This window comes from Rhodococcus sp. NPDC004095, assembly GCF_053604015.1.
Window position 1 is genome coordinate 1 of the sequence record NZ_JBSGGS010000019.1, and the last position, 19,393, is coordinate 19,393.

Genomic DNA, 19,393 nt, shown 5'->3' on the forward strand with positions numbered 1-19,393 from the left:
TTTGAATCATCTGGTGTTTCATGCGCCGGGTCATGATCAGCGGCGGTTCCTGGAGTTGTTCGAGCGGGATCTGGCGCCGCGGCTGCGCGCCCTCGCCTGACGACGACGTCCCGACCCGGCGGGAGGGCCGGGTCGGGACGCACAGGGAGTCGTCGAGGGGGTGAGGTCAGGCGACCAGCTTGTCCTTCAGGGCTGCGATCGTGGCGGCGTCCAGACCGAGACCCTGCGTCAGGTAGGCGTCCACCGTGCCGTAGTCCGCGGCGATCTGATCGAGGCCGGCCTGCAGGTAGCTCGCCTCGACCGCCACCACCGGTGCGAGGTTCGTCGCGGCCTTCTGCCCGAGCGTCAGACCGATCAAGCCGAGGGTCTTCTTGTTCGACTGCTCCAGGTAGGTGTTGCTCAGCAGGTAGTCGTCCATGATCGTCTGCCGGGGCAGCCCGGCGATCGTCTGCAGCAACATCGCCGTCCAGCCGGTGCGGTCCTTGCCCGACGAGCAGTGGAACAGCTGTGCCCCGTCCTGAGTGGCGAGGGAGGTCAGCAGCTGACCGAAGGTCGCTCGCTTGGCTGCGTCGGTGACGAAGGAGCGATTCGTCTCGCGCAGGAACTCGCGGCCCTCCTCGGGCGTGGTGATCGTCTTGGCCAGGCTCGTCAGATCCCCGAACTCGATCGGCAGGTGCGTGTACTCGGCTCCGGCCGGGATCTTGTCGGGGCCGCCGACCATCGGGTTGCTGATCTCGCTGTCGCCGCGCAGGTCGTAGATGTCGGCGACACCGAGCGAGGTGAGGGTCTGCAGGTCCGCGTCGGAGGCCTTGTCGAGCCCGTTGGAGCGGAAGAACACGCCGCGCTGGAGGTGCCCGCCGTCTGCGGTGATGTAGCCGCCGTCCGTGTTGCCCGCGACGTCGCGGAAGTTCGCGATGCCCGACCAGATTCGTGACCTCGTCCACGGTGCGGTCGCCCTGTTCGCCGCACCGCACACCCGGGCCGGCGTACCGGGGCTGATCAGCGAGTCGCGCTCGGACGAGGCGCTGCGCGAAGTGCTCGTCGTCCGCCAGCTCGCCGGCGTCCGAGTGGAACTGCGGCGGCGTCTGGCCGAGGCCGTCGATGCCGGGGAGATCCGCCGCGGTGTCGACGCCGACACGCTCCTCGACGTCCTCGGCGGTGCCGCGATCTTCGCGCTGTGCATCCGCGACGTCGAGGACACCGAAGCGCTTGCAGGCGCACTCACCGACATCGTTCTGCACGGGATCCTGCCCGGGCCGTCCGTCCCCGACGCAAGCGCCGCGGAATCGTGACCGGGGGCCGGCACTAGGCTCACATCCCATGGATTCCAGCGACGACGTCAGGCAGGCCGCCCGCCGCATCCGCGAGGTGTTCGGGATGATGCCGCAGGTGCTGCGGTTCCGGGCGGCTGTCGACGCGGACACCGACGGCGAGGAGCCGGACGAGGTGTCGATCGCGGTCGGTGACGGCTGCCCCGGCCCCGGCTTCGCGTCGTACGCCACGCTCGACCTGGTCAGGTACCCGACGAACGTCACCACCGACGACGGACGGCCGATCCGCACCGAGCTGATCACCGTCGGCCGCGCCGACTACCGGCGCCTCGCCGACGTCCTCGCGCAGTGCGCGTTCGCCGTCGCGTCCGGGTCCTTCCACGTCACCCCGAACACCATCGTCCCCAACGCGGTCCACGAGGCGGACCCGGGCCGGGGCACCAAGCACGTGTTGCTGGTCGTCCCGTTCATCTGGCCGGACCTCGAAATCCTCGTCGACCGCGACGAGGACGTCACCACCTGGTTGCAGGCGGTGCCGATCACCGACGCCGAGCTCGAGTTCGCCTCCCGCCGCGGCACCGGTGAACTGTTCTCCCGGCTCGAGGCCGCCGGCGCCGACGTCTCCGACATCGACCGGGCCTCGGTGGTCTGACACCACTCGGCCGATCGCCGCACGTCGAGACACCGGACACCGACCGGTCGTGTTCCATCTGTGTGAAACCGCTGTCGCGGGGTGCCGTCGGGCATAGGCTTTTGATCATGAATCGGCCGTGGCCGCTGATTCAGCGGCAGCACGAGTTCGAGACCCTCAGGTCCGCGTTGACGTCCGCCACCGGTGCGTGCGGGGTCGTCCTGACGGGCGACGCCGGTGTCGGCAAGACCACCCTCGCGCGGGCCGCGACACGGTCGCTCCCCGGCGAGGTGCGCTGGGTCGCGGGCACGGAATCGGCCCGGAGCATCCCCCTCGGTGTGTTCGCCCACCTCGTCGGCCCCTCGACGGCACGTGACCCGGTGGCCTTCATGTCGGCGGCCAGGGAGGCGCTGCTCGGCGCGTCCGGGCAGGTCGTGATCGGTGTCGACGACGCGCACCTGCTCGACCAGCTCTCGGCGACCTTCCTGCACCAACTGGCGATCGACCGGGCGGCGCACATCGTCGCGACCATCCGCAGCGGCGAGTCCGCACCGGACGCGGTGACGTCGCTGTGGAAGGACGGGCATCTGACGCGTCTCGAGCTGACCCCGTTCACGCGCCAGCAGAGCGTCGCCTTCATCGAGTCGGTGCTCGGTGGGCCGCTCGAGGGACTCAGCGCCAATCTGATGTGGGACGCTTCCGGGGGCAATGCGCTGTTCCTGCACCATCTGGTCGAGGGCGCGCTCGAGGCGGGGACCCTGCGCGAGTGCCGCGGTGTCTGGCAGCTGCGGGGTCGGGCGGCTATCACGTCCGAACTCGCGTCCCTCCTCGAGGATCGCATCGAACACCTGCCGCCGGATGTGATGCGGGTGCTCGAACTGCTCACCTTCTGCGAACCGCTGGCGCTCGACACCCTCGTCGACCTTGCCGGGGAAGAGGCCGTCGAGGACGCCGAGCAGCGCGGGCTCGTTCAGATCGTCGAGGAGGGGCCGAAGGTCGAGGTGCACTACAACCACCCCATGTTCAGCGAGGTCGTCCGCCGCAGGGTTGGCAGGGCCGCGGCGCGGCGGTTGCGCGGCAACCTCGTGGAGGCGTTGCGGACGCGTCCCACCGAAAGCCCCAGCGACCGGATCCGGCTGGCGGAACTGGCCCTCGACAGCGACCAGACTCCCGACCTCGACCTGCTGGTGCACGCCGCGAAGGACGCGATCGCGCTGGCGAACGTGCCACTGGGTGAGCGGCTGGCCCAGGCCGCGGTCGACAGGGACGGCGGATTCCGGGCGGCGAACCTGCTGGCCCGTTCACAGCTGTGGCAGGGACACGCCGCCGAGGCCGAAACCGCGCTGCGCAGGTTCGACCCGGACACCCTCGACGAGCCCCAGCTGGTCCGCTGGGGGGTGACCCGGATCGCGAACCTGCTCTGGGCGGCGGGCGACGCGGATGGCGCAGACCGGGTACTCGACGAGGTCCGGCGGCGGGTGCACGACCCCCACGCGGTCTCGGTGGTCCGCGGCCTCGGCGCCGTCGTCGCCGTGTTCGAGAATCGACTCGACGAGGGGTTGAGGGAGGCGGAAGCCGTTCTCGCCGAAAAGGATCCGTTGCCCTGGGCGGAGGAGTGGGGAACCTTCGCGGCGTCGATGGCGCTCGCGTTGTCGGGCAGAGGTCACGCGGTCGCGGCGTTGGCGATGCGGGGGGACGCCGTGGTGAACCAGGTGGACGGGCTGACCCGCTACCCGGCCGCGATCGGGCCGATTCTCGCGCTGGTCCTGACCGGGGACCTCGACGGTGCCGCGCGCCGCGCCCAGTTGTTCCTCGACCACGGGGCCGGCACCGGCCAGTACATCGGCTGGGGGCAGGCGAACATTTTGTACGCATCCGCCGATCTGGCGGCGGGCCGGTTCGCGGACGCGGCAGGGCGCCTCGAACAGGCGATGGCGGCCCTGACGGTCGGAGACTCCGGATCGGCTCTCGCATGGAGCTTCCCTGCCTATCCGTACCTGGCGCAGGCGTATTCGGTCCTGGGCCGGATGGCGGACGCGGCAAAGGTGGTGGCCGCGGGACGGGACCGCTACGGCAGGCATGTCGCGGTCTTCGGGCCGATCTTCGAGATCGGCGCGGCGTGGGCGGCGGCCGGCCAGGGGGAGGTGTCCCGCGGGATCGCCACCGCGCACGGCGCCGCCGACGCGGCACGCGAATCCGGCCAGTTCGCCGTCGAGGCGGTGGCACTGCATCTGGCGACCCGGCTCGGTGATGCGACGACGGCGCCGCGTCTCGCGGAACTCGCCGAGCGGTGCGACGGGCCGTACGTCTCCCTGGCCGCGGCGCAGGCCGCCGCCTTCGCGTCCGGTGACGGTGACGAACTGTCCAGAATCTCAGGGGAGTTCGAGGGGATCGGTGCATTGTTGGATGCCGCGGACGCCGCCGCGCAGGCCGCGGTCGCGTACTCGGCTTTCGATCGCCGACGCGACGCACTCGATGCCGCCGCGGCCGCCAACGCACTCGCGCAGCGGTGTGACCACGCGTCGACGCCCGCGATCCTCGAGGCCGCGCGCCCGCTGCCATTGACCAGCCGTGAACGTGAGATCGCCTCGCTGGTCGCGGTCGGGCTGTCGAACCGCGAGATCGCGGAGCGCCTGGTGGTGTCCGTCCGCACCGTCGAGGGGCACATCTACCGCGCCTGCATGAAACTCGGCGTCGCCGACCGCAACGAGCTGGGGGACTCGCTGCGCGAGCGGCACACCGATCCCCCCGACGAGGGCGAGTAGTGCACTACTCGTGACGCCCACTCGCGAGGGGGCCAGGGTGGATCCATGAGCGACGAGCGAACGGATTGGTCCGACCGGGTGCTGTGCGTGCTCGGATCGCTGGGACCGGGGATCTCGGAGGTGGACGAACACGGGCTGCTCGAACGGATCGGCGCGCGCTACGGACGACTCTTCGACGCCGACGACTGGAAGTACGTGCAGGGTGAACCGCGTTGGTACAGGGCGACCAGGTCGGCGGCCGGCGACCTCGAATCCGACGGCCTGGTGAGCAGCGTGCCGGGTCTTCGGCTGACCGAGGCCGGTCAGGATCGGGTGCAGCGGGCGTGCGCGCAGGAGGACAAGGACCCACCGCCGAGGCTCGGGATCGGTCCCCCAGTGGCCACCGACGCGTCACCGCCGACGCCCGAGGTCGGTGCTCCTGCGGGAATCGACGTGCCACCGCCACCGGCCGGTGTGCTGACCCCCGCGTTGCGCGATGCGGTGGCGCCGAAACCGGGAGGCGCCGAGGTGTCGATCATGATCGAGCTGAACCCGGGTTTCCGGGCCGGACCGGAGCGCGCGTTCGATCGGCTACGCGAGTTGTGGAAACTGGTCGACGGACCGGGCGAACCCCTCCGGGTGTCCGGCAACTACGTGACCGGCGTGCTGAGTGCCGACCAGATCGGGCGGCTCGAGGCCGCCAACGGCGCCGCCGTCGACTGGGCGGACCGCTGCATCATTCAGATGTGGCCGGACTTCAAGATGCACCGGCTGATCGATCGGAGCGTCGTCACCATCAAAGCGGACGCCGCCCACCGATCGTTCAACTGCTACGGAGACGGGATCGTGTGGGCGGTCGTCGACTCCGGCATCTCCGGCGAGCACCCGCACTTCCAGGGTTACCACACGCTCGACGACGACTCGGTGAAAGATCTGCATCGCAATTTCACCGGCGACGTCCCGGTGTCGGACGGCGCGCTCGTGGACGACCTGGGCCACGGGACGCATGTCGCGGGGATCATCGCCGGCGGACTCGAACTCTGGCAGCCCAAGCGGGACGTGGTGGTGGCCGAGGAGCGCTACAGCATGGCCGCCCCGAACAATCCGATCCTCAAACCGCGTTCGGTCCCCGATCCGAACTGCCTCGCCGGAATGGCGCCCCGGACCCGCCTGGTCAGCCTCAAGGTGCTCGGCGGGTCGGGGCCTGCGGCGTCCCGGGTCGGGCGGGTCGTGCAGGCACTGAACTACGTGCGGGACATCAACGTTGGGAGCGAACCGCGCATCCACGGAGTCAATCTCAGTCTCGGCTACGAGTTCGACGCCGAATGGGACGCGTGCGGACGCAGCCCGCTGTGCATGGAGATCGACAAGCTGGTGCGGTCGGGTGTGGTCGTGGTCGTCGCTGCGGGCAACTCGGGGTCGGTCACCGTGAACCCGACGTTCGCGAGCCCGCGCCGATTCAGCATGGGGATGACGATCAACGATCCGGGAAACGCCGCGCGGGCCATCACCGTCGGGTCCACTCACCGTGACTGTCCGCACCGGTACGGGGTGTCGTACTTCTCGTCCCGCGGCCCCACCAGCGACGGCCGCCGCAAACCCGATCTGGTTGCTCCGGGTGACGGAGTCGTGTCCGCGGCGGCCGGTGAGATGTCCAAGCCGGTGGTCCTGACTCCCGAGCAGAGCGGCGCGGCGGTGTACGTCTCGTCGCGGGGCACGTCGATGGCCGCGCCGCACGTGTCGGGTGCGGTGGCGGCCTTCCTGTCGGTGCGCCGCGAGTTCATCGGTGACCCCGAGGAGGTCAAGCGGGTGTTCGTGGAGTCCGCGACGTCGCTCGGCCGGGACGCCAACTGTCAGGGCGCCGGCCTCGTCGACCTGATGCGGGCGATGCAAGCCGTGTGAGGGAAGTTCGCACCGCATCCGACGAGAGGAACGCAGATGTCCGAGCCCATTGGTGGAAAGCCGTACTGGAACATTGTTTTCGACAAGGAGGGAGACGTCGACCGTGCCACCGTGGAGACCGTGGTCCGGGAGGCGGGCGAAGCGGGACTGACCGATCTGGTGTTCTTCTCGCACGGCTGGAACAACGATCGGCGGGTTGCGGACAGGCTCTACCACGCCTGGTTCGATCTGCTTGCGCCCCAACTACGGGACGGGGCAACCCGGAAGGCAGGTCTGGTCGGGCTGTTCTGGCCGTCGGCGCGGTGGAGCGACGAACCGATCCCGGATTTCGAACCGGCGGCCGGTCCGTCACACACGGAGGGAGGGGCGGCGTTGCAGCAGCGCACGACGGTGTCCGCCGGCGACCCCGAACTGGACCCGGCCGACGTCGCGCAGCTCGAATCGATGTTTCCGGAGGGAGCGCCGCAGCTGCACAGAATCGCCGAACTGCTCTCGGCCCCACCGGATCCCGACGCCGTCGACGAGCTGTTCCTGCAGTTGCGGTCGTTCGCCGAGAACACCGCCGGTGGGTTCGACGACGGTGAGAGTGACGGCGCGGTGATGCCGGGAATGCTCGCCGCGGACAACGATCCGAGGACGGTGTTCGACGACTTCGTCGTCGCGCTGTCCGATTGCGGGGTGGAGTTCGACTCGGACGAGGTCGGTGGAGCCGCCGGCCTCGGAGACATGGTGCGCACGGTCTGGAACGGCGCGAAAGAGGCGCTGCGCCAGTTGACGTACTACGAGATGAAGAATCGCGCAGGCGTCGTGGGGGAACGTGGGCTCGGCCCGCTGATCGGCGAACTGCACGACCGGTTGCCGGGCCTTCGGGTCCACCTCGTGGGGCACAGCTTCGGTGGGCGCGTCGTGTCGTTCGCGCTGGCCGGTCTCCCCGAGCACCTGGACCCCTCGCCGGTGAAGTCGGTGACGCTGCTGCAACCGGCCTTCTCGGCGTTCGCGTTCGCCGACCGACTGCCCTTCGATTCCGGGCGCAGCGGCGCGCTCGCCGGCAGGGCCGCGCGCGTCGACGGACCGATCTCGGTGTGCTACTCGAGCCACGACTCGGCACTCGGGGTGCTCTACCCGATCGCCTCGGCCGTATCGAGATCCGACGCGGCCGCGGCCGAGGACGCCAGGTCCCGGTGGAGCGCCCTCGGCGCGGTGGGTGCGCACGCCACCCCGATGGTCACATTGGGAAAGGTCGACTCCGACTACCCGTTCGACGCGGGCCATCTGCTCAACATCGACGCCTCGGAAATCGTCAAGGCGGGACGGCCGCCCTCAGGAGCCCACAGCGACATCGTGCACGAGGAACTCGCCTGGGTGGTCGCGCGGGCCGGTGGGCTGGCAGGTCGATAGCCGCTCGGGTGGCGGCCGTGCTGGGCCCGCGCATCGCCCCGCCGGTCAGAGACCCTGGGGCGGCACGGGGATCGGTATCGGTGGATCCACGTCCCGGTGCACCGGAAAACTCCTGCGGCCGTGCAGGAGACTCTCTCCCTTCGCCAGCGACAGGTCCAGGGTCACGGCCCCGGCCACACAGTCGACCCCCGCGATCGCGCCATTCTTGACGGCCAGCGACGTCTCGCCCATGTCGAACGCGACATCGAGATCGAATTCGATCGTGCCGGCCTCGGTCCCGTCGATGAGCACCGCGACCTCCGGATGATGCTCGGAAGTGACGTGATACGGCTTGGCGAGCGTCACGACCACGTCCTTCTCCGGCGCGGCGAGGGTCTGCCGGGCGGCGTCGGTCAGGGCGCGATACCTCGCCAGTCCCGTCAGGAGCAGCGGATGCGGGTCCTGGTCGAGGAACCGCAGCGCGGCCTCGAGGACACGCGAGTCGAGGAGACGGCACGCAGATCGCGGCAGCGGCTGCGCGCTCCGCACCCAACCGGACACCAGTCCGTCCGCGGGCACCTTCGGCCGCATCCGGCCGGTGAGCACGTTGTCGGGTGCGTGTTCGAACACTGCCGTGCGCAGGCTGGCGTCGTTGTTGTGGTCAGTCCCGGTCATCGTGATCCTCCTCGAACATCTGGACTCCGGCATCGTCGCGCGGGTCCAGTCGAACCGTGTGGTCCGGCGCCTCGTCGGCCCGTTCCGCCGCGATCGCGGCGGGGCCCAGGGTCGGCCGGGTGTCGGCGTGTGCGTTCACCCACCGGCGGCCCCGGCCGGCCCGGGTGGTCACCACCACCGCTGCGGTGGAGACGGACGCGACCGCGGCCAGGGCGAGGGCGCCGACCTGCGGTTCGTCGTCGTTCGATTCGGGGGCGGGCCCCGTGCTGGTCGGGGGCAGAGAGGGCAGGGCGCCCGTCGGCGGGCCGGGCCTCGTCGCGACGGTGGTCGGCCCGGGCTTCGGGATCGATGGTGGCGGCGTCGTTCGCGCGGGGACGCCCGGTGCCGGTGGCCTTTCGGGGCCGGGCCTTTCGGGGCGGGGGCGTTCGGCTGCCGGCTTCGAGGCCGACGTCGTCGGTGTCGGGGCGCCCTCCGAGCTGGAGATCCTCGGAGGCGGAGGCGGAGGCGGAGGCGGAGGCGGTGGAGGGGGCGGCGGTGGATGCGGTGGCGGGGGCGGTGTCCAGGTCGGGATCGTCGGAGGTGTGTAGCCCGAGGTCGGACACAGGTCCGGATGCCGCTGGCAGAAGTTCACCAGGTCGCCCGGGCTCGGGTATCCGCCGTCCGGGCCCGGGATGCTCACGCCCGGGTCCACCACCGCGGCAGCAGCAGCCGGCGCGAGCAGGAGCAGGGCCGGGATCGGGGCAGCGGCGGCGAGCCGGACCGCGAACCGCCGGACCGAGCGACGCCGGGAAAGGGTGCTCCACGGGCATCGGGTGGTATTCCGGATGCGCGTGTCGTCGGGTGACATGGTGGGCCTCGCTGGTCGTGGACCGAAGGATCGGACACGGTCGACGGTGCCACTCGGGGATCGTCCCGCCATGCGTAGCCGGCTACCCGAATCCGGGTGGGCGCATCGGGAGGGATTACGCGGTCACGCCCTAGTCTGGTCGCATGGCACCCGCAGCGGCAGTCTCGAGCGTCTACATCGCCTCCCCGGAGGGCGACACCGGCAAGTCGACGATCGCGCTGGGCGTGCTGCAGATGCTCTGCGGGTCGACCGCCCGGGTGGGGGTGTTCCGGCCGATCGCGCGCTCGACCGACGAGCCCGACTACATCCTCGAACTGCTGCTCGAACACACCACTGCGGACCTGGCCTACGACCAGTGCCTCGGCGTCACCTACGAGCAGGTGCACGAGGACCCCGAGCTGGCGATCGCGGAGATCGTCTCGCGATACCACGCGATGGCCCGGTACTGCGACGCCGTGGTGATCGTCGGCAGCGACTACACCGACATCGCCAGCCCCAGCGAGCTCGAGTTCAACGCGCGGATCGCCGTGAACCTGGACGCACCGGTGCTGCTGGCGTTGCGTGGGGCGGGCCGCACCCCCGACGAGGTGTACCAGCTCGGGCAGATCTGTGCCGCCGAGTTGCGTTCCCAGCATGCGCATCTGGTGGGTGTCGTGGTGAACCGGTGCGAACCGGAGGATCTCGATGCGGTGGTGGTCGCGTTGGTTCCGATGCACGTACCGGTGTGGAGTCTGCCGGAGATCCCGCTGCTGGTGGCGCCGACGGTGGCCGAACTGCAGAACGCCATCGACGGGGAGCTCTACAGCGGCGACGTCGAACTGCTGCAACGGGAGGCGCTGCAGGTGATGGTCGGGGGGATGACCGCCGAGCACATCCTCGAGCGGCTCACCGACGGCATGGTGGTGATCTCCCCGGCGGATCGGTCCGACGTCCTGCTCGCGGTGGTCAACGCCCATGAGGCGGAAGGATTCCCGTCCATCGCCGGGATCATCATGAACGGCGGACTGCGGCCGCACCCCGCGATCGCGAAGCTGATGGCCGGCCTGCGACCGAGCCTGCCGATCCTGACCACCGACCTGGGCACCTTCGACACCGCGTCCGCGGCTGCGCGTACCCGTGGCCGGGTCGCCGTCGGCTCGCAGCGCAAGGTGGACACCGCACTGAGTCTGATGGAGCGGCGCGTGGACTCCGCGGACCTGCTGGCGTGGCTGCAGGTCGAACGTCCGGAGGTGGTCACCCCACAGATGTTCGAGTACCAACTGATCGAACGCGCTCGCGCCGATCGACGGCACATCGTGCTCCCCGAGGGGGACGACGACCGGATCCTGCGCGCGGCCGGACGGCTGCTGCAACGCAAGGTGGCGGACCTGACCATCCTCGGGGACGAGGCGCTGGTGCGCCGGCGGGCCGCGGAACTCGGTGTCGACCTCGACGGCGCCGCGGTTCTGAATCCCCCGGACTGCGAGTACACCGAGCGGTTCGCGGTCGAGTACGCGCGGCTGCGGGCACACAAGGGCATGACCGTCGAACGCGCCCGGGAGGTGATGACCGACGTCTCCTACTTCGGAACGATGATGGTGCACACCGGAATTGCCGAGGGCATGGTCTCCGGCGCCGTGCACACCACCGCCCACACCATCCGCCCTGCGTTCGAGATCATCAGGACCGAACCCGGGGTGTCGACGGTGTCGAGCATCTTCCTGATGTGCCTGGCGGATCGGGTCCTCGCCTACGGTGACTGCGCCGTGGTGCCCGATCCGACGGCCGAGCAACTCGCGGACATCGCGATCTCCTCTGCGGGCACGGCGGCGCGGTTCGGCATCGACCCCCGGATCGCGATGCTGTCCTACTCGACCGGCGACTCCGGTGCCGGCGTCGAGGTGGACAAGGTCCGCATGGCCACGGCGCTGGTCCGGGAGCGCCGTCCGGACCTGTTGGTGGAGGGGCCGATTCAGTACGACGCCGCCGTGGAGCCGAGCGTGGCCACCACGAAGCTGCCGGACTCGCAGGTCGCCGGTCGGGCCACGGTCTTCGTGTTCCCGGACCTGAACACCGGCAACAACACCTACAAGGCGGTGCAGCGCAGCGCCGGCGCCGTCGCCGTCGGGCCGGTGCTGCAGGGGCTGAACAAGCCGGTCAACGACCTCTCCCGGGGCGCGCTCGTGCAGGACATCGTCAACACGGTGGCAATCACCGCCATCCAGACGCAGGGCATCGCGACGGGGGAGGAGAGCGCGTGAAAGGGTCGGTACTGGTTGTCAATTCGGGATCATCGTCGATCAAGTACCAGCTCGTCGACCCGGACAGTGGGGACGCGCTCGCGGCCGGGTTGGTCGAGCGGATCGGGGAGCCCGACGGTGTGATCACCCACCGCTACCGGGGCGCGGACCGTGAACACCGTGGCCCGATCACCGATCACGCGCACGGTCTGCGGTTGGCGTTCGGCATGTTCGCCGAGGACGGCGTGGATCTGGCCACGGCGGGGATCGCGGCGGTCGGGCACAGGGTGGTGCATGGCGGCGAGGTGTTCTACCGGCCCACGCTCATCACCCCCGACGTACTCGCCGAGATCTCCCGGCTCTCGGCGCTCGCACCGTTGCACAACCCCGCGAACGCCATCGGCATCGAGAGCGCGATGCTCGCCCTGCCGTCCGTGCCGCACGTCGCAGTGTTCGACACCGCGTTCTTCCACACCCTGCCCGCGCGGGCCCGCACCTACGCCGTGGACGCGGCCGTCGCGGCGGCACACGGTGTGCGCCGCTACGGTTTTCACGGCACCTCCCACGAGTGGGTGTCCGCGCGGGTTGCCGAGGTGCTCGGACGCGATCTGACGGAGCTGAACCAGATCGTGCTGCACCTGGGCAACGGGGCATCGGCGTCCGCCATCGCAGGCGGGCGGGCAGTCGACACGTCGATGGGACTGACCCCGCTCGAAGGGCTCGTGATGGGTACCCGCAGCGGCGACATCGACCCCGGGCTCGTGATGCACCTACGGCGCAGCGCCGGACTCGACGTCGACGAGATCGACGACCTGCTCAACCGGCGGTCCGGACTCAAGGGGCTGTGCGGCGTCAACGACTTCCGGGAACTGCGCCGCCTGATCGACGAGGGCGACGCCGCCGCGGCGCTGGCCTACGACGTCTACGTCCATCGGCTGCGCAAGTACATCGGCGCCTACCTGGTCGCACTCGGCGGCGTCGACGCGATCACCTTCACCGCGGGCGTGGGGGAGAACGCGGTCGAGGTGCGGGCCGATGCGCTGTCCGGCCTGCACCGGCTCGGCATCGAGATCGACCCCGCACGCAACGCCGTGCGCAGTCACGAACCCCGCGTCATCTCCACCGACGGCTCCGCGGTCACCGTTCTCGTCGTGCCGACCAACGAGGAACTCGCGATCGCCCGCTTCGCCCGGGAGTTCGCCGGCTAGGCGTTCCGGGGGATACCGCGGCTCACCACCAGGTGCGCGGGCGGGTCCGGTTGGCGAGATCGACGAGGGTGTTCCGGTGCGCACGGCTGGACGTGTTGCGGGCCAACGCGCGCAGCACGGTCTCGGTTCCGGCGCGCAGGCCCCGTTCGGTGAACTCGGCGCCGAGGACGGGGCCACGGTCGCGGTCGGCGACATGGCCGGACAGCACCCAGTCGAGGGCGGTGCCCAGGACCACCGCACGCATCTGCAGCGCTCGGCCCTCGTCGGGCGGCAGCGCCTCCACGCGACCCGCGGCGTCCCGCAGCGCCGCCTCGTCCAGCCTTGCGATCGGTGCCCCCGACAGCCGGGTCAGGGCCGCGGTCATCCGGGCGGTGGAGTAGAGGCGCGACGTCGGCGGGATCTGGTCCAGCGCGGCGACCGCGCCGGCGATGTCGCCCCGGTCGGCGAGCTGCCGGGACAGGCCGAATGCGGCGCTCACCACTCCCCGGTCGGTGCGCCACACCGTGCCGTAGTACTTCTCGGCGAAGGTGCGCCACTGGTGGGGATCGTCGGTGTGCCAGTGCTGCAGGATCAGTTCGGCGGTCGCGGCCAGCGCCAGCTTCGGGGCGATCTCCCCGGGCAGCGCGGCCAGCGTCACGTCGAAGTACGTCATCGCGGCCTCGTACTCGCCGACGAGCAACGCCACCATGCCGCGGTACCAGTCGACCCGCCAGTTGCCGCTCTTCGTCTCGGGGACCGTGTCGAGGACCCGGCCTGCGGACTCCCCGTCCCCGAGGTCGAGGAGGGCCTTCGTCTCGGCGAGCGCGATCTCCGTGGTGAATCCGGGCCCGCCGTCGGCGGTCCGTTCGAGGCCGCCCGCGCGGGCGCGGCGGATCGCGTCGAGGCTCTGGGCCGGTTCGGCGTGCACCGTCGCCGCGATCAACGTGGCACTGGGATCGGACGGATCGATCAGTGGAACGGACAGCGCGGCAACGACATCCCGCGCCTCAATGGTGCCGTCGTGCTGTCGCCCGTCGAGGTAGACGTCGGTGCCCCGGACCGCCCACTCGGTGCCGAACACGGTGCGTCCGGGGCTGAACACCTCCGACAGGCCGGGGCGTTCCTCCCCGCTCTGCTGGGCCAGCACCTCGCGGAGCACGCCGATCAGTTGCCCCGCGGCCTCGGCGGCGCCGCCGAACCGGCGATCGGGGTCGGGGTCGGTGGCGCGCAACAGGAACCGGTACAGCGACTCGTGCTCGGCGAGCAGTGGTGCGTCCGCCGGGGCCGGGATACCCGCCCGGTAGTGCCCGTTCTCCGAGGGCATGTTCAGGCACATCACGGCCAGCGTGCGTCCGACGGTGTAGATGTCGGTCGCGACGGTGGGACCGGTGCGGAGGATCTCCGGGGCCTGGTAGCCGGGGGTGCCGTACAGGTAGCCGAAGTCCTCGAGGCCTGCCACCGCACCGAGGTCGATCAGCTTGACCTGATCGTCGGTGATCATGATGTTCTCCGGCTTGAGGTCGTTGTACGCCAAGCCGATCGAGTGCAGGTAGTCCAACGCGGGCAGCACCTCGAGCAGGTACGCGATGGCCTGGTCGACGGGGAGTCGTTCGGGGCGCGGCCGGGCGCGAAGCGCGTCGCGCAGGGAGTGTCCGCCGACGTACTCCATCACGATGAAGCCGACGCTGCTGCCGTCCGGTTCCGGGTGCTCGACGAAGTTGTAGATCTTCACGATTCTCGAACTCTCGACCTCGGCGAGGAACTGCCGTTCGGCCAGCGCAACCGCCTGCGCCTCGGAATCCCCGGAATGCAGCAGGCCCTTGAGCACCACCCATCGGTCGCTGACGTTGCGGTCGATGGCCAGGTAGATCCAGCCCAGCCCGCCGTGCGCGATGCAGCCCTGCACCTCGTACTGGCCGGCCACCATGTCCCCGGCCGCCAGCCGTGGCGAGAAGTCGAACCCGGCGTGGCAGGCCGGGCAGGTGCCCGTGGTGTCGTCGAGTCCTCCGCGTCCCACCGGCTTGCCGCACTTCCAGCAGAACCTCTTGTTCACGGCGACAACGGGTTCCGTCATCACCGCGGTGGAAGGATCGGGCATCGCAACGGACGGGACCTCGACCAGTCCGCCGCCGATACGACGACGCGCGCTCGTGCGGGTCCGCCCGGACCGGCTGCGCCTGCTGCTGCGCGCCGAGCCCGACCGGCCCGACGTGTCCTCCTCACCGGGGGTGGCGGCGGGGGCCGGCGCGGGCGTCGCCTGCGTGGGCCGTGCTCCCTGGGTGGGCCGTGCGGCCCGAGTGGGGGGCACCTCGTCGGGGGTCTCGCTCATCGCCTCGTTCAGTCCTCGTAGTGCGGCGTCGGAGGTGCGGGGGCGGGACCGATCGTGCCCAGCCAGCGGTTGTGGATGCGCTGCCACGTCCCGTCACCGCGGATCCGCTCCAGGGTCCCGTTGACCTGCCGCACCAGATCGGTGTCCGACTTGTTGACACCGATCCCGTACGGCTCGGAACTCAGTGCGGGGCCGACGAGTTCGAGGTTGGGGTCCTGGGAGGCCAGGCCCGCGAGGATCGAATCGTCGGACGTCACCGCGTCGACCTGACGCTGCTGCAACACCACCAGGCAGTCGCCCCAGTTCGGCACCGACAACACCGTCGCCTCCGGCTGCACCTGCTGAATGCGCTGCAGGTTCGTCGTGCCCGCGACCGCGCACACCCGGCGGCCGGAGAGGTCTGCCGCGTCCCGGATGCCGGACCCCTTCATTGCGAGGACCCGTTGCCCGGCTTCGTAGTACACGGTCGAGAACCCCACCTTCGCCCGCCGTTCACATGTGATGGTCATCGTCTTCACGACCACATCGACGGTCCGGTCGTCGAGCGCCGCAACACGATCCGCCGACGAAAGGATGCGGAACTCGATCCGGTCCGGGTCGCCGAACAGGTCACGGGCGACTTCGTGGGCGATGTCCACGTCGAAGCCCTCGATGGTGCCCGTCGCGGGATTGCGGAAGCTGAACAGGTTGCTGCTGGTGTCCAGGCCGACGAGCAGCCTGCCGCGCGCCCGGATCCGGTCGAGAGCGGGTGTCGGCGCTGTGGAGCCCGCCGGGGCCGGGCGCAGGCTCGCGGTCGGGTCGCCGCAGTCCGGGGTGGGAGCGGTCGAGGTGGGCGACGCGGCGATCGCCGCACCCGTCGGCAGCGGCGGCTCGAGGTACGTCGACGACGGCTCGGACGAGTCGGGTTCGGCGGTGGTAGCGCACCCACTGACCACCGCGGCGACGGCGACCAGCACCGCCCCCCACCGGCGGGCGGCAGTCCGGCGGCGCGTCACTGGTACTCCCGCAGCCGGGGCCACAGGCCGATCGCCACACCGGCGACCGCCACCGCGGCCAACCCGAGGATGCCCGGCGCCAGGCCGGTCAGCATCGACAGCGCCCGGTCGACACCCCGCCGCAGTTCCGTCCGTGTCGCCCCGATCGCATCGGTCAGCTGGGTGTCGGCGGCGGCGTACTGCGCGGCGGAGCCGTCACCACCGGGTGCGACGGCGACGGTGACGGCCGCCTGCCAGTCGCCGCGGGCGAGCAGCGCCATCAACCGGGTGTGCGCGCTCGCCCATGCCGAGCGGGCCCGGCCCGCGGCCGCGACCTCGTCGGACCCGACCTGCGGACCGACGCGTGCGACGCCGTCGAGCGTCGACCCGAGCTCGTCGAGGTGTCTTTCGAAGTCGCTGTTGTAGCGTCCCGTGAAGTCGCGGCGCACCAGTCCCAGCGTCTCGTCGGCGCGGGCCTGCTGCGCCAGGATCCGCGCGGTGGTCAGCTCGGTCAGCGGCCGCGCGCCGTGGTCGAGCGCGCGGGCGGTGGACGTCGCGGAGACGACCCCGGCGATCACCAGCCACCCCAGTGACGCGGTGACCGCCAGCGACGCCACGATCAGCCCCGCGTTCAGGCGTCGGCGGGTCCGGCGGGCGAGGAGCACGTGTGCCAGCAGCAGCGCGGCCAGGGTTGCCATCAGCAACGCGATCGACAGCCACGGCGGGGTCGCGAACTCGGCCTGGGTCTGCACGACCCGCGCGGCCTGTGCGGCATGCAACTGCTGTGCCATCGGCAGCAACGTCGACTGCATCATCGTCGACGCCTCGCTCAGGTAAGCCGATCCCACCGGATGACCGTCTCTGTTGTTGGTCCGGGCCGTCTCGATCAGACCGGTGTAGACGGGCACCCCCACCGACAGTTTCGCCAGCAGGTCGTGCGAGGCGGTGTCGGAGGTGTCGATCCCCGCGGCGGCGTCGACCAGGTCGGCGCCCGCGTCGGTGATCGCCTGCGTGTAGCGGTCGCGGACGGCGATCGGCTCGACGCCGCCGGACAGGAAGGCCGTCGTCGCCGCGGCATCGGCGATGGACAGCGAGCTGTAGATGTCCTGGGCCGCGAAGGCGAGTGGTTCGACCTCCGACTGCAGGGCGTCGAGGGTGCGCTGCCGGTCCGTGACCTGTGCCGCGGCCACGGTTCCGGAGACCATCGCCGCGATGACCAGTCCGATGCCGAGCATCGTGATCCGGGAAGGGCTGGTGCGCAGCCGCGATCGCAGCCGCGCGGACGGGCCGACCGGATCGCCGTCCGGCCCGGCGCCACGCGGCTGCGTGGAGGGGGCCACCCGTACAACCACCGCGCATCCCTTCGCACCTGGCTCGATCGCCGGACAGAGGGCAGCATATAAGCAGTAACCGTGCTTCGGCTCGATCGACTGGCTAAGTTCGAGGCGCGCGGTTCCGAAGGCGCATGATGCGTCTCGTACCCGGCTCGTCGGCCCGGTACGAGGTGATCCGAGTACACGGGGTAGGTGAGCGAAGTCGATGCGCGGTGACGGGGACGGCTGGGCGAAGAGCGGAGACGGCAGCCGCTACTGGGGACGGTACGGCGCTGCCGGTCTGCTGCTGCGTGCCCCGATGCCCGGCGGCGGGTCGGCCGTGCTGCTCCAACACCGGGCCGCGTGGAGCCATCAGGGCGGAACATGGGCCCTGCCCGGCGGAGCGAGGGACTCGCACGAGACCACCACCCACGCCGCGGTTCGGGAAGCCGAGGAGGAGGCCGGGATCGACTCCGCCCACCTACGGGTGCGGGCGGAACGAGTCACCGCCCGCGCCGCCGGCGGGGACTGGACGTACACGACGGTGATCGCGGACGCCGAGTTCACACTGGACACCGTGCCGAACGGGGAGAGCACCGAACTGCGCTGGGTGCCCGAGGATCAGGTGACGGACCTGCCGCTGCACCCGGGCTTCGAGGCGAGCTGGCCGGGATTGCGGGCCGCCCCGGTGCGATTGCTCCTCGACACCGCCAACGTCGTCGGGTCGCGTCCCGACGGCTGGTGGCGGGACCGCGCAGGCGCGACCGGGCGGCTACTCGCCGGCATCGCGGCAACCCTGCCGCGGACGATCGAGCTCCCGGACGGCGGGTTCGGTTGGCTGCCGCGGGTCGAGGCGGTGCTCGAAGGTCAGGCCGCGGCCGTCGCCGAGGCGGACGTGCGGGTGCCGGTGCACGTCGCGTCGGGCAGCGGCGACGACACCCTCGCACTCCTCGCGACCGGCCCGGGCGGGGCGACCACCCTGACCGGAGTAGCGGGTGAACTGACCGCCGTCGTCACCGCCGACCGCGGCTTGCGTGACAGGCTGCCGGAGACGGTGCTGCGCTTCTCGCCCTCCACCGTGCTGTCCTGGTTGGACTGACCGCTTCGCCCACCCTCGCCGAGGTTCCCTAATGTCACATTGGGTATCGCCAAGTGAGCCAATGTGACATTAGGGAACAGCTGGCGAGGGGGGAACGGGGTCAGCGGGCGGTGGCGTTGCGGTCGAGGGCGTCGGCGAGGGAGCGGGCCGCGGCCTGCGGATCGCGGGCCTCGGTGATCGCCCGTACCACGGCGACCCGGGTGGCGCCCGCGTTCAGGACTTCGGGCAGGCGCTCCTCGTCGATGCCGCCGATCGCGAACCACGGCATCGTCGGATCCGACTCGGCGACCTGGCGGACCAGCTCGAGACCGGAGGCGCTGCGGCCGGGCTTGGTCGGGGTCGCCCACACCGGACCGGTGGCGAAGTAGTCGACACCTTCCTCGATCGCGGCGAGCTGCGCCTGCGCACGACTGCCGGTCGAGCGGCCGATCACCACGTCCGGCCCCACGATCTCGCGCGCATAGTGCACCGGCAGGTCGCCCTGCCCGAGGTGCAGCACGTCGGCCCCGGACGCCAGCGCGAGGTCGGCGCGGTCGTTGACGGCGAGCAGTGCACCGTGTCGTCGGCACGCGGCCGCCAGTTCGGCGAGCGCCGCCAGCTCCTCGCGGGCCTCGATCCGGCCGAACTCGCGTTCGCCTGCCGAGCCCTTGTCACGGAGCTGGATGATGTCGACACCGCCGGACAGGACGGCGTCGGCGAACTTCGCCAGGTCGCCGCGCTCCCGTCGGGCGTCGGTGCACAGGTACAGGCGCGCGGTGGCGAGGCGTTCGCGCGGTGTCGGGTGATGACCGGCTTGCGAGGTGGGCACGGGGCCAACGGTAGTCT

At 70.8% G+C, this 19,393-nt stretch carries 15 protein-coding genes and 1 pseudogene; 9 read left to right on the forward strand and 7 right to left on the reverse strand.

The genetic code is table 11. The features are described 5' to 3' along the window. A pseudogene (locus ACWEPG_RS25650) lies at nucleotides 1-100 on the forward strand (F420-dependent glucose-6-phosphate dehydrogenase); the annotation flags it as partial. Nucleotides 101-166: 66 nt separating this feature from the next. On the opposite strand, the gene ACWEPG_RS25655 reads toward ACWEPG_RS25650, so the two are convergent. Continuing rightward, on the reverse strand, nucleotides 167-976 hold the full coding sequence (locus ACWEPG_RS25655; protein WP_452595661.1) for a tyrosine-protein phosphatase: 810 nt from the start codon (nucleotides 974-976) through the stop codon (nucleotides 167-169). Between ACWEPG_RS25655 and ACWEPG_RS25660 the strand changes: the two genes are divergently transcribed. The 5 genes from ACWEPG_RS25660 (at nucleotide 915) to ACWEPG_RS25680 (ending at nucleotide 7,946) form a co-directional block, all read left to right on the forward strand. After that, nucleotides 915-1,292, forward strand: a complete 378-nt coding sequence (locus ACWEPG_RS25660) for a TetR-like C-terminal domain-containing protein (protein ID WP_452595662.1) — start codon at nucleotides 915-917, stop codon at nucleotides 1,290-1,292. The two genes, ACWEPG_RS25655 and ACWEPG_RS25660, sit on opposite strands and share 62 nt — an antisense overlap. A 28-nt stretch (nucleotides 1,293-1,320) precedes the next feature. Further along, the gene (locus ACWEPG_RS25665; RefSeq protein ID WP_452595663.1) at nucleotides 1,321-1,923 is read left to right on the forward strand and encodes a suppressor of fused domain protein; all 603 of its coding nucleotides are present in this window, start codon (nucleotides 1,321-1,323) and stop codon (nucleotides 1,921-1,923) included. A 107-nt stretch (nucleotides 1,924-2,030) separates the two neighbouring features. After that, on the forward strand, nucleotides 2,031-4,667 hold the full coding sequence (locus ACWEPG_RS25670; protein ID WP_452595664.1) for a LuxR C-terminal-related transcriptional regulator: 2,637 nt from the start codon (nucleotides 2,031-2,033) through the stop codon (nucleotides 4,665-4,667). Nucleotides 4,668-4,712: 45 nt separating this feature from the next. Continuing rightward, entirely contained in the window at nucleotides 4,713-6,548 is a 1,836-nt protein-coding gene (locus tag ACWEPG_RS25675) for a S8 family serine peptidase (protein WP_452595665.1), read from the forward strand. Nucleotides 6,549-6,584: 36 nt separating this feature from the next. Next, nucleotides 6,585-7,946 carry a serine-threonine protein kinase gene (locus ACWEPG_RS25680; RefSeq protein WP_452595666.1) on the forward strand — a complete coding sequence of 454 codons (1,362 nt, stop codon included), beginning with the start codon at nucleotides 6,585-6,587 and terminating at the stop codon, nucleotides 7,944-7,946. A gap of 45 nt (nucleotides 7,947-7,991) precedes the next feature. On the opposite strand, the gene ACWEPG_RS25685 is transcribed toward ACWEPG_RS25680, so the two are convergent. Then, nucleotides 7,992-8,600 (reverse strand): hypothetical protein, encoded by a 609-nt coding sequence (locus ACWEPG_RS25685; RefSeq protein ID WP_452595667.1) that lies wholly within the window; start codon nucleotides 8,598-8,600, stop codon nucleotides 7,992-7,994. Then, nucleotides 8,587-8,772, reverse strand: coding sequence for a hypothetical protein (locus ACWEPG_RS25690; protein ID WP_450116831.1), 186 nt, complete (start codon nucleotides 8,770-8,772; stop codon nucleotides 8,587-8,589). Before ACWEPG_RS25690 ends, ACWEPG_RS25685 begins: the two co-directional genes overlap by 14 nt. Nucleotides 8,773-9,590: 818 nt before the next feature. Between ACWEPG_RS25690 and pta the strand changes: the two genes are divergently transcribed. Together pta and ACWEPG_RS25700 are read left to right on the forward strand one after the other, a co-directional pair. Next, the gene (gene pta / locus ACWEPG_RS25695; RefSeq protein WP_452595668.1) at nucleotides 9,591-11,687 is read left to right on the forward strand and encodes a phosphate acetyltransferase; all 2,097 of its coding nucleotides are present in this window, start codon (nucleotides 9,591-9,593) and stop codon (nucleotides 11,685-11,687) included. After that, the gene (locus ACWEPG_RS25700; protein ID WP_450116833.1) at nucleotides 11,684-12,874 is read left to right on the forward strand and encodes an acetate kinase; all 1,191 of its coding nucleotides are present in this window, start codon (nucleotides 11,684-11,686) and stop codon (nucleotides 12,872-12,874) included. The genes pta and ACWEPG_RS25700 overlap by 4 nt, the downstream gene beginning before the upstream one ends. 22 nt (nucleotides 12,875-12,896) lie before the next feature. Here the strand turns inward: ACWEPG_RS25700 and ACWEPG_RS25705 are convergent, their stop codons facing one another. Genes ACWEPG_RS25705 through ACWEPG_RS25715 form a run of 3 tightly spaced genes read right to left on the reverse strand, consistent with a single transcriptional unit; the run spans nucleotide 12,897 to nucleotide 17,496 of the window. Next, nucleotides 12,897-15,182 carry a tetratricopeptide repeat protein gene (locus ACWEPG_RS25705; protein WP_452595669.1) on the reverse strand — a complete coding sequence of 762 codons (2,286 nt, stop codon included), beginning with the start codon at nucleotides 15,180-15,182 and terminating at the stop codon, nucleotides 12,897-12,899. Nucleotides 15,183-15,190: 8 nt separating this feature from the next. Next, nucleotides 15,191-16,177, reverse strand: coding sequence for a transporter substrate-binding domain-containing protein (locus tag ACWEPG_RS25710; RefSeq protein WP_452595670.1), 987 nt, complete (start codon nucleotides 16,175-16,177; stop codon nucleotides 15,191-15,193). Next, nucleotides 16,174-17,496 (reverse strand): hypothetical protein, encoded by a 1,323-nt coding sequence (locus ACWEPG_RS25715; RefSeq protein ID WP_452595671.1) that lies wholly within the window; start codon nucleotides 17,494-17,496, stop codon nucleotides 16,174-16,176. The genes ACWEPG_RS25710 and ACWEPG_RS25715 overlap by 4 nt, the downstream gene beginning before the upstream one ends. 199 nt (nucleotides 17,497-17,695) lie before the next feature. On the opposite strand from ACWEPG_RS25715, the gene ACWEPG_RS25720 reads away from it, so the two are divergent. Then, nucleotides 17,696-18,568: an NUDIX hydrolase gene (locus ACWEPG_RS25720; protein WP_450116837.1), complete on the forward strand. Its 873-nt coding sequence runs from the start codon at nucleotides 17,696-17,698 to the stop codon at nucleotides 18,566-18,568. 100 nt (nucleotides 18,569-18,668) lie between these two features. Here ACWEPG_RS25720 and thiE read toward each other — a convergent pair whose 3' ends face one another. Further along, the gene (thiE, locus tag ACWEPG_RS25725) at nucleotides 18,669-19,376 is read right to left on the reverse strand and encodes a thiamine phosphate synthase (RefSeq protein WP_452595672.1); all 708 of its coding nucleotides are present in this window, start codon (nucleotides 19,374-19,376) and stop codon (nucleotides 18,669-18,671) included. Nucleotides 19,377-19,393: the final 17 nt, after the last annotated feature.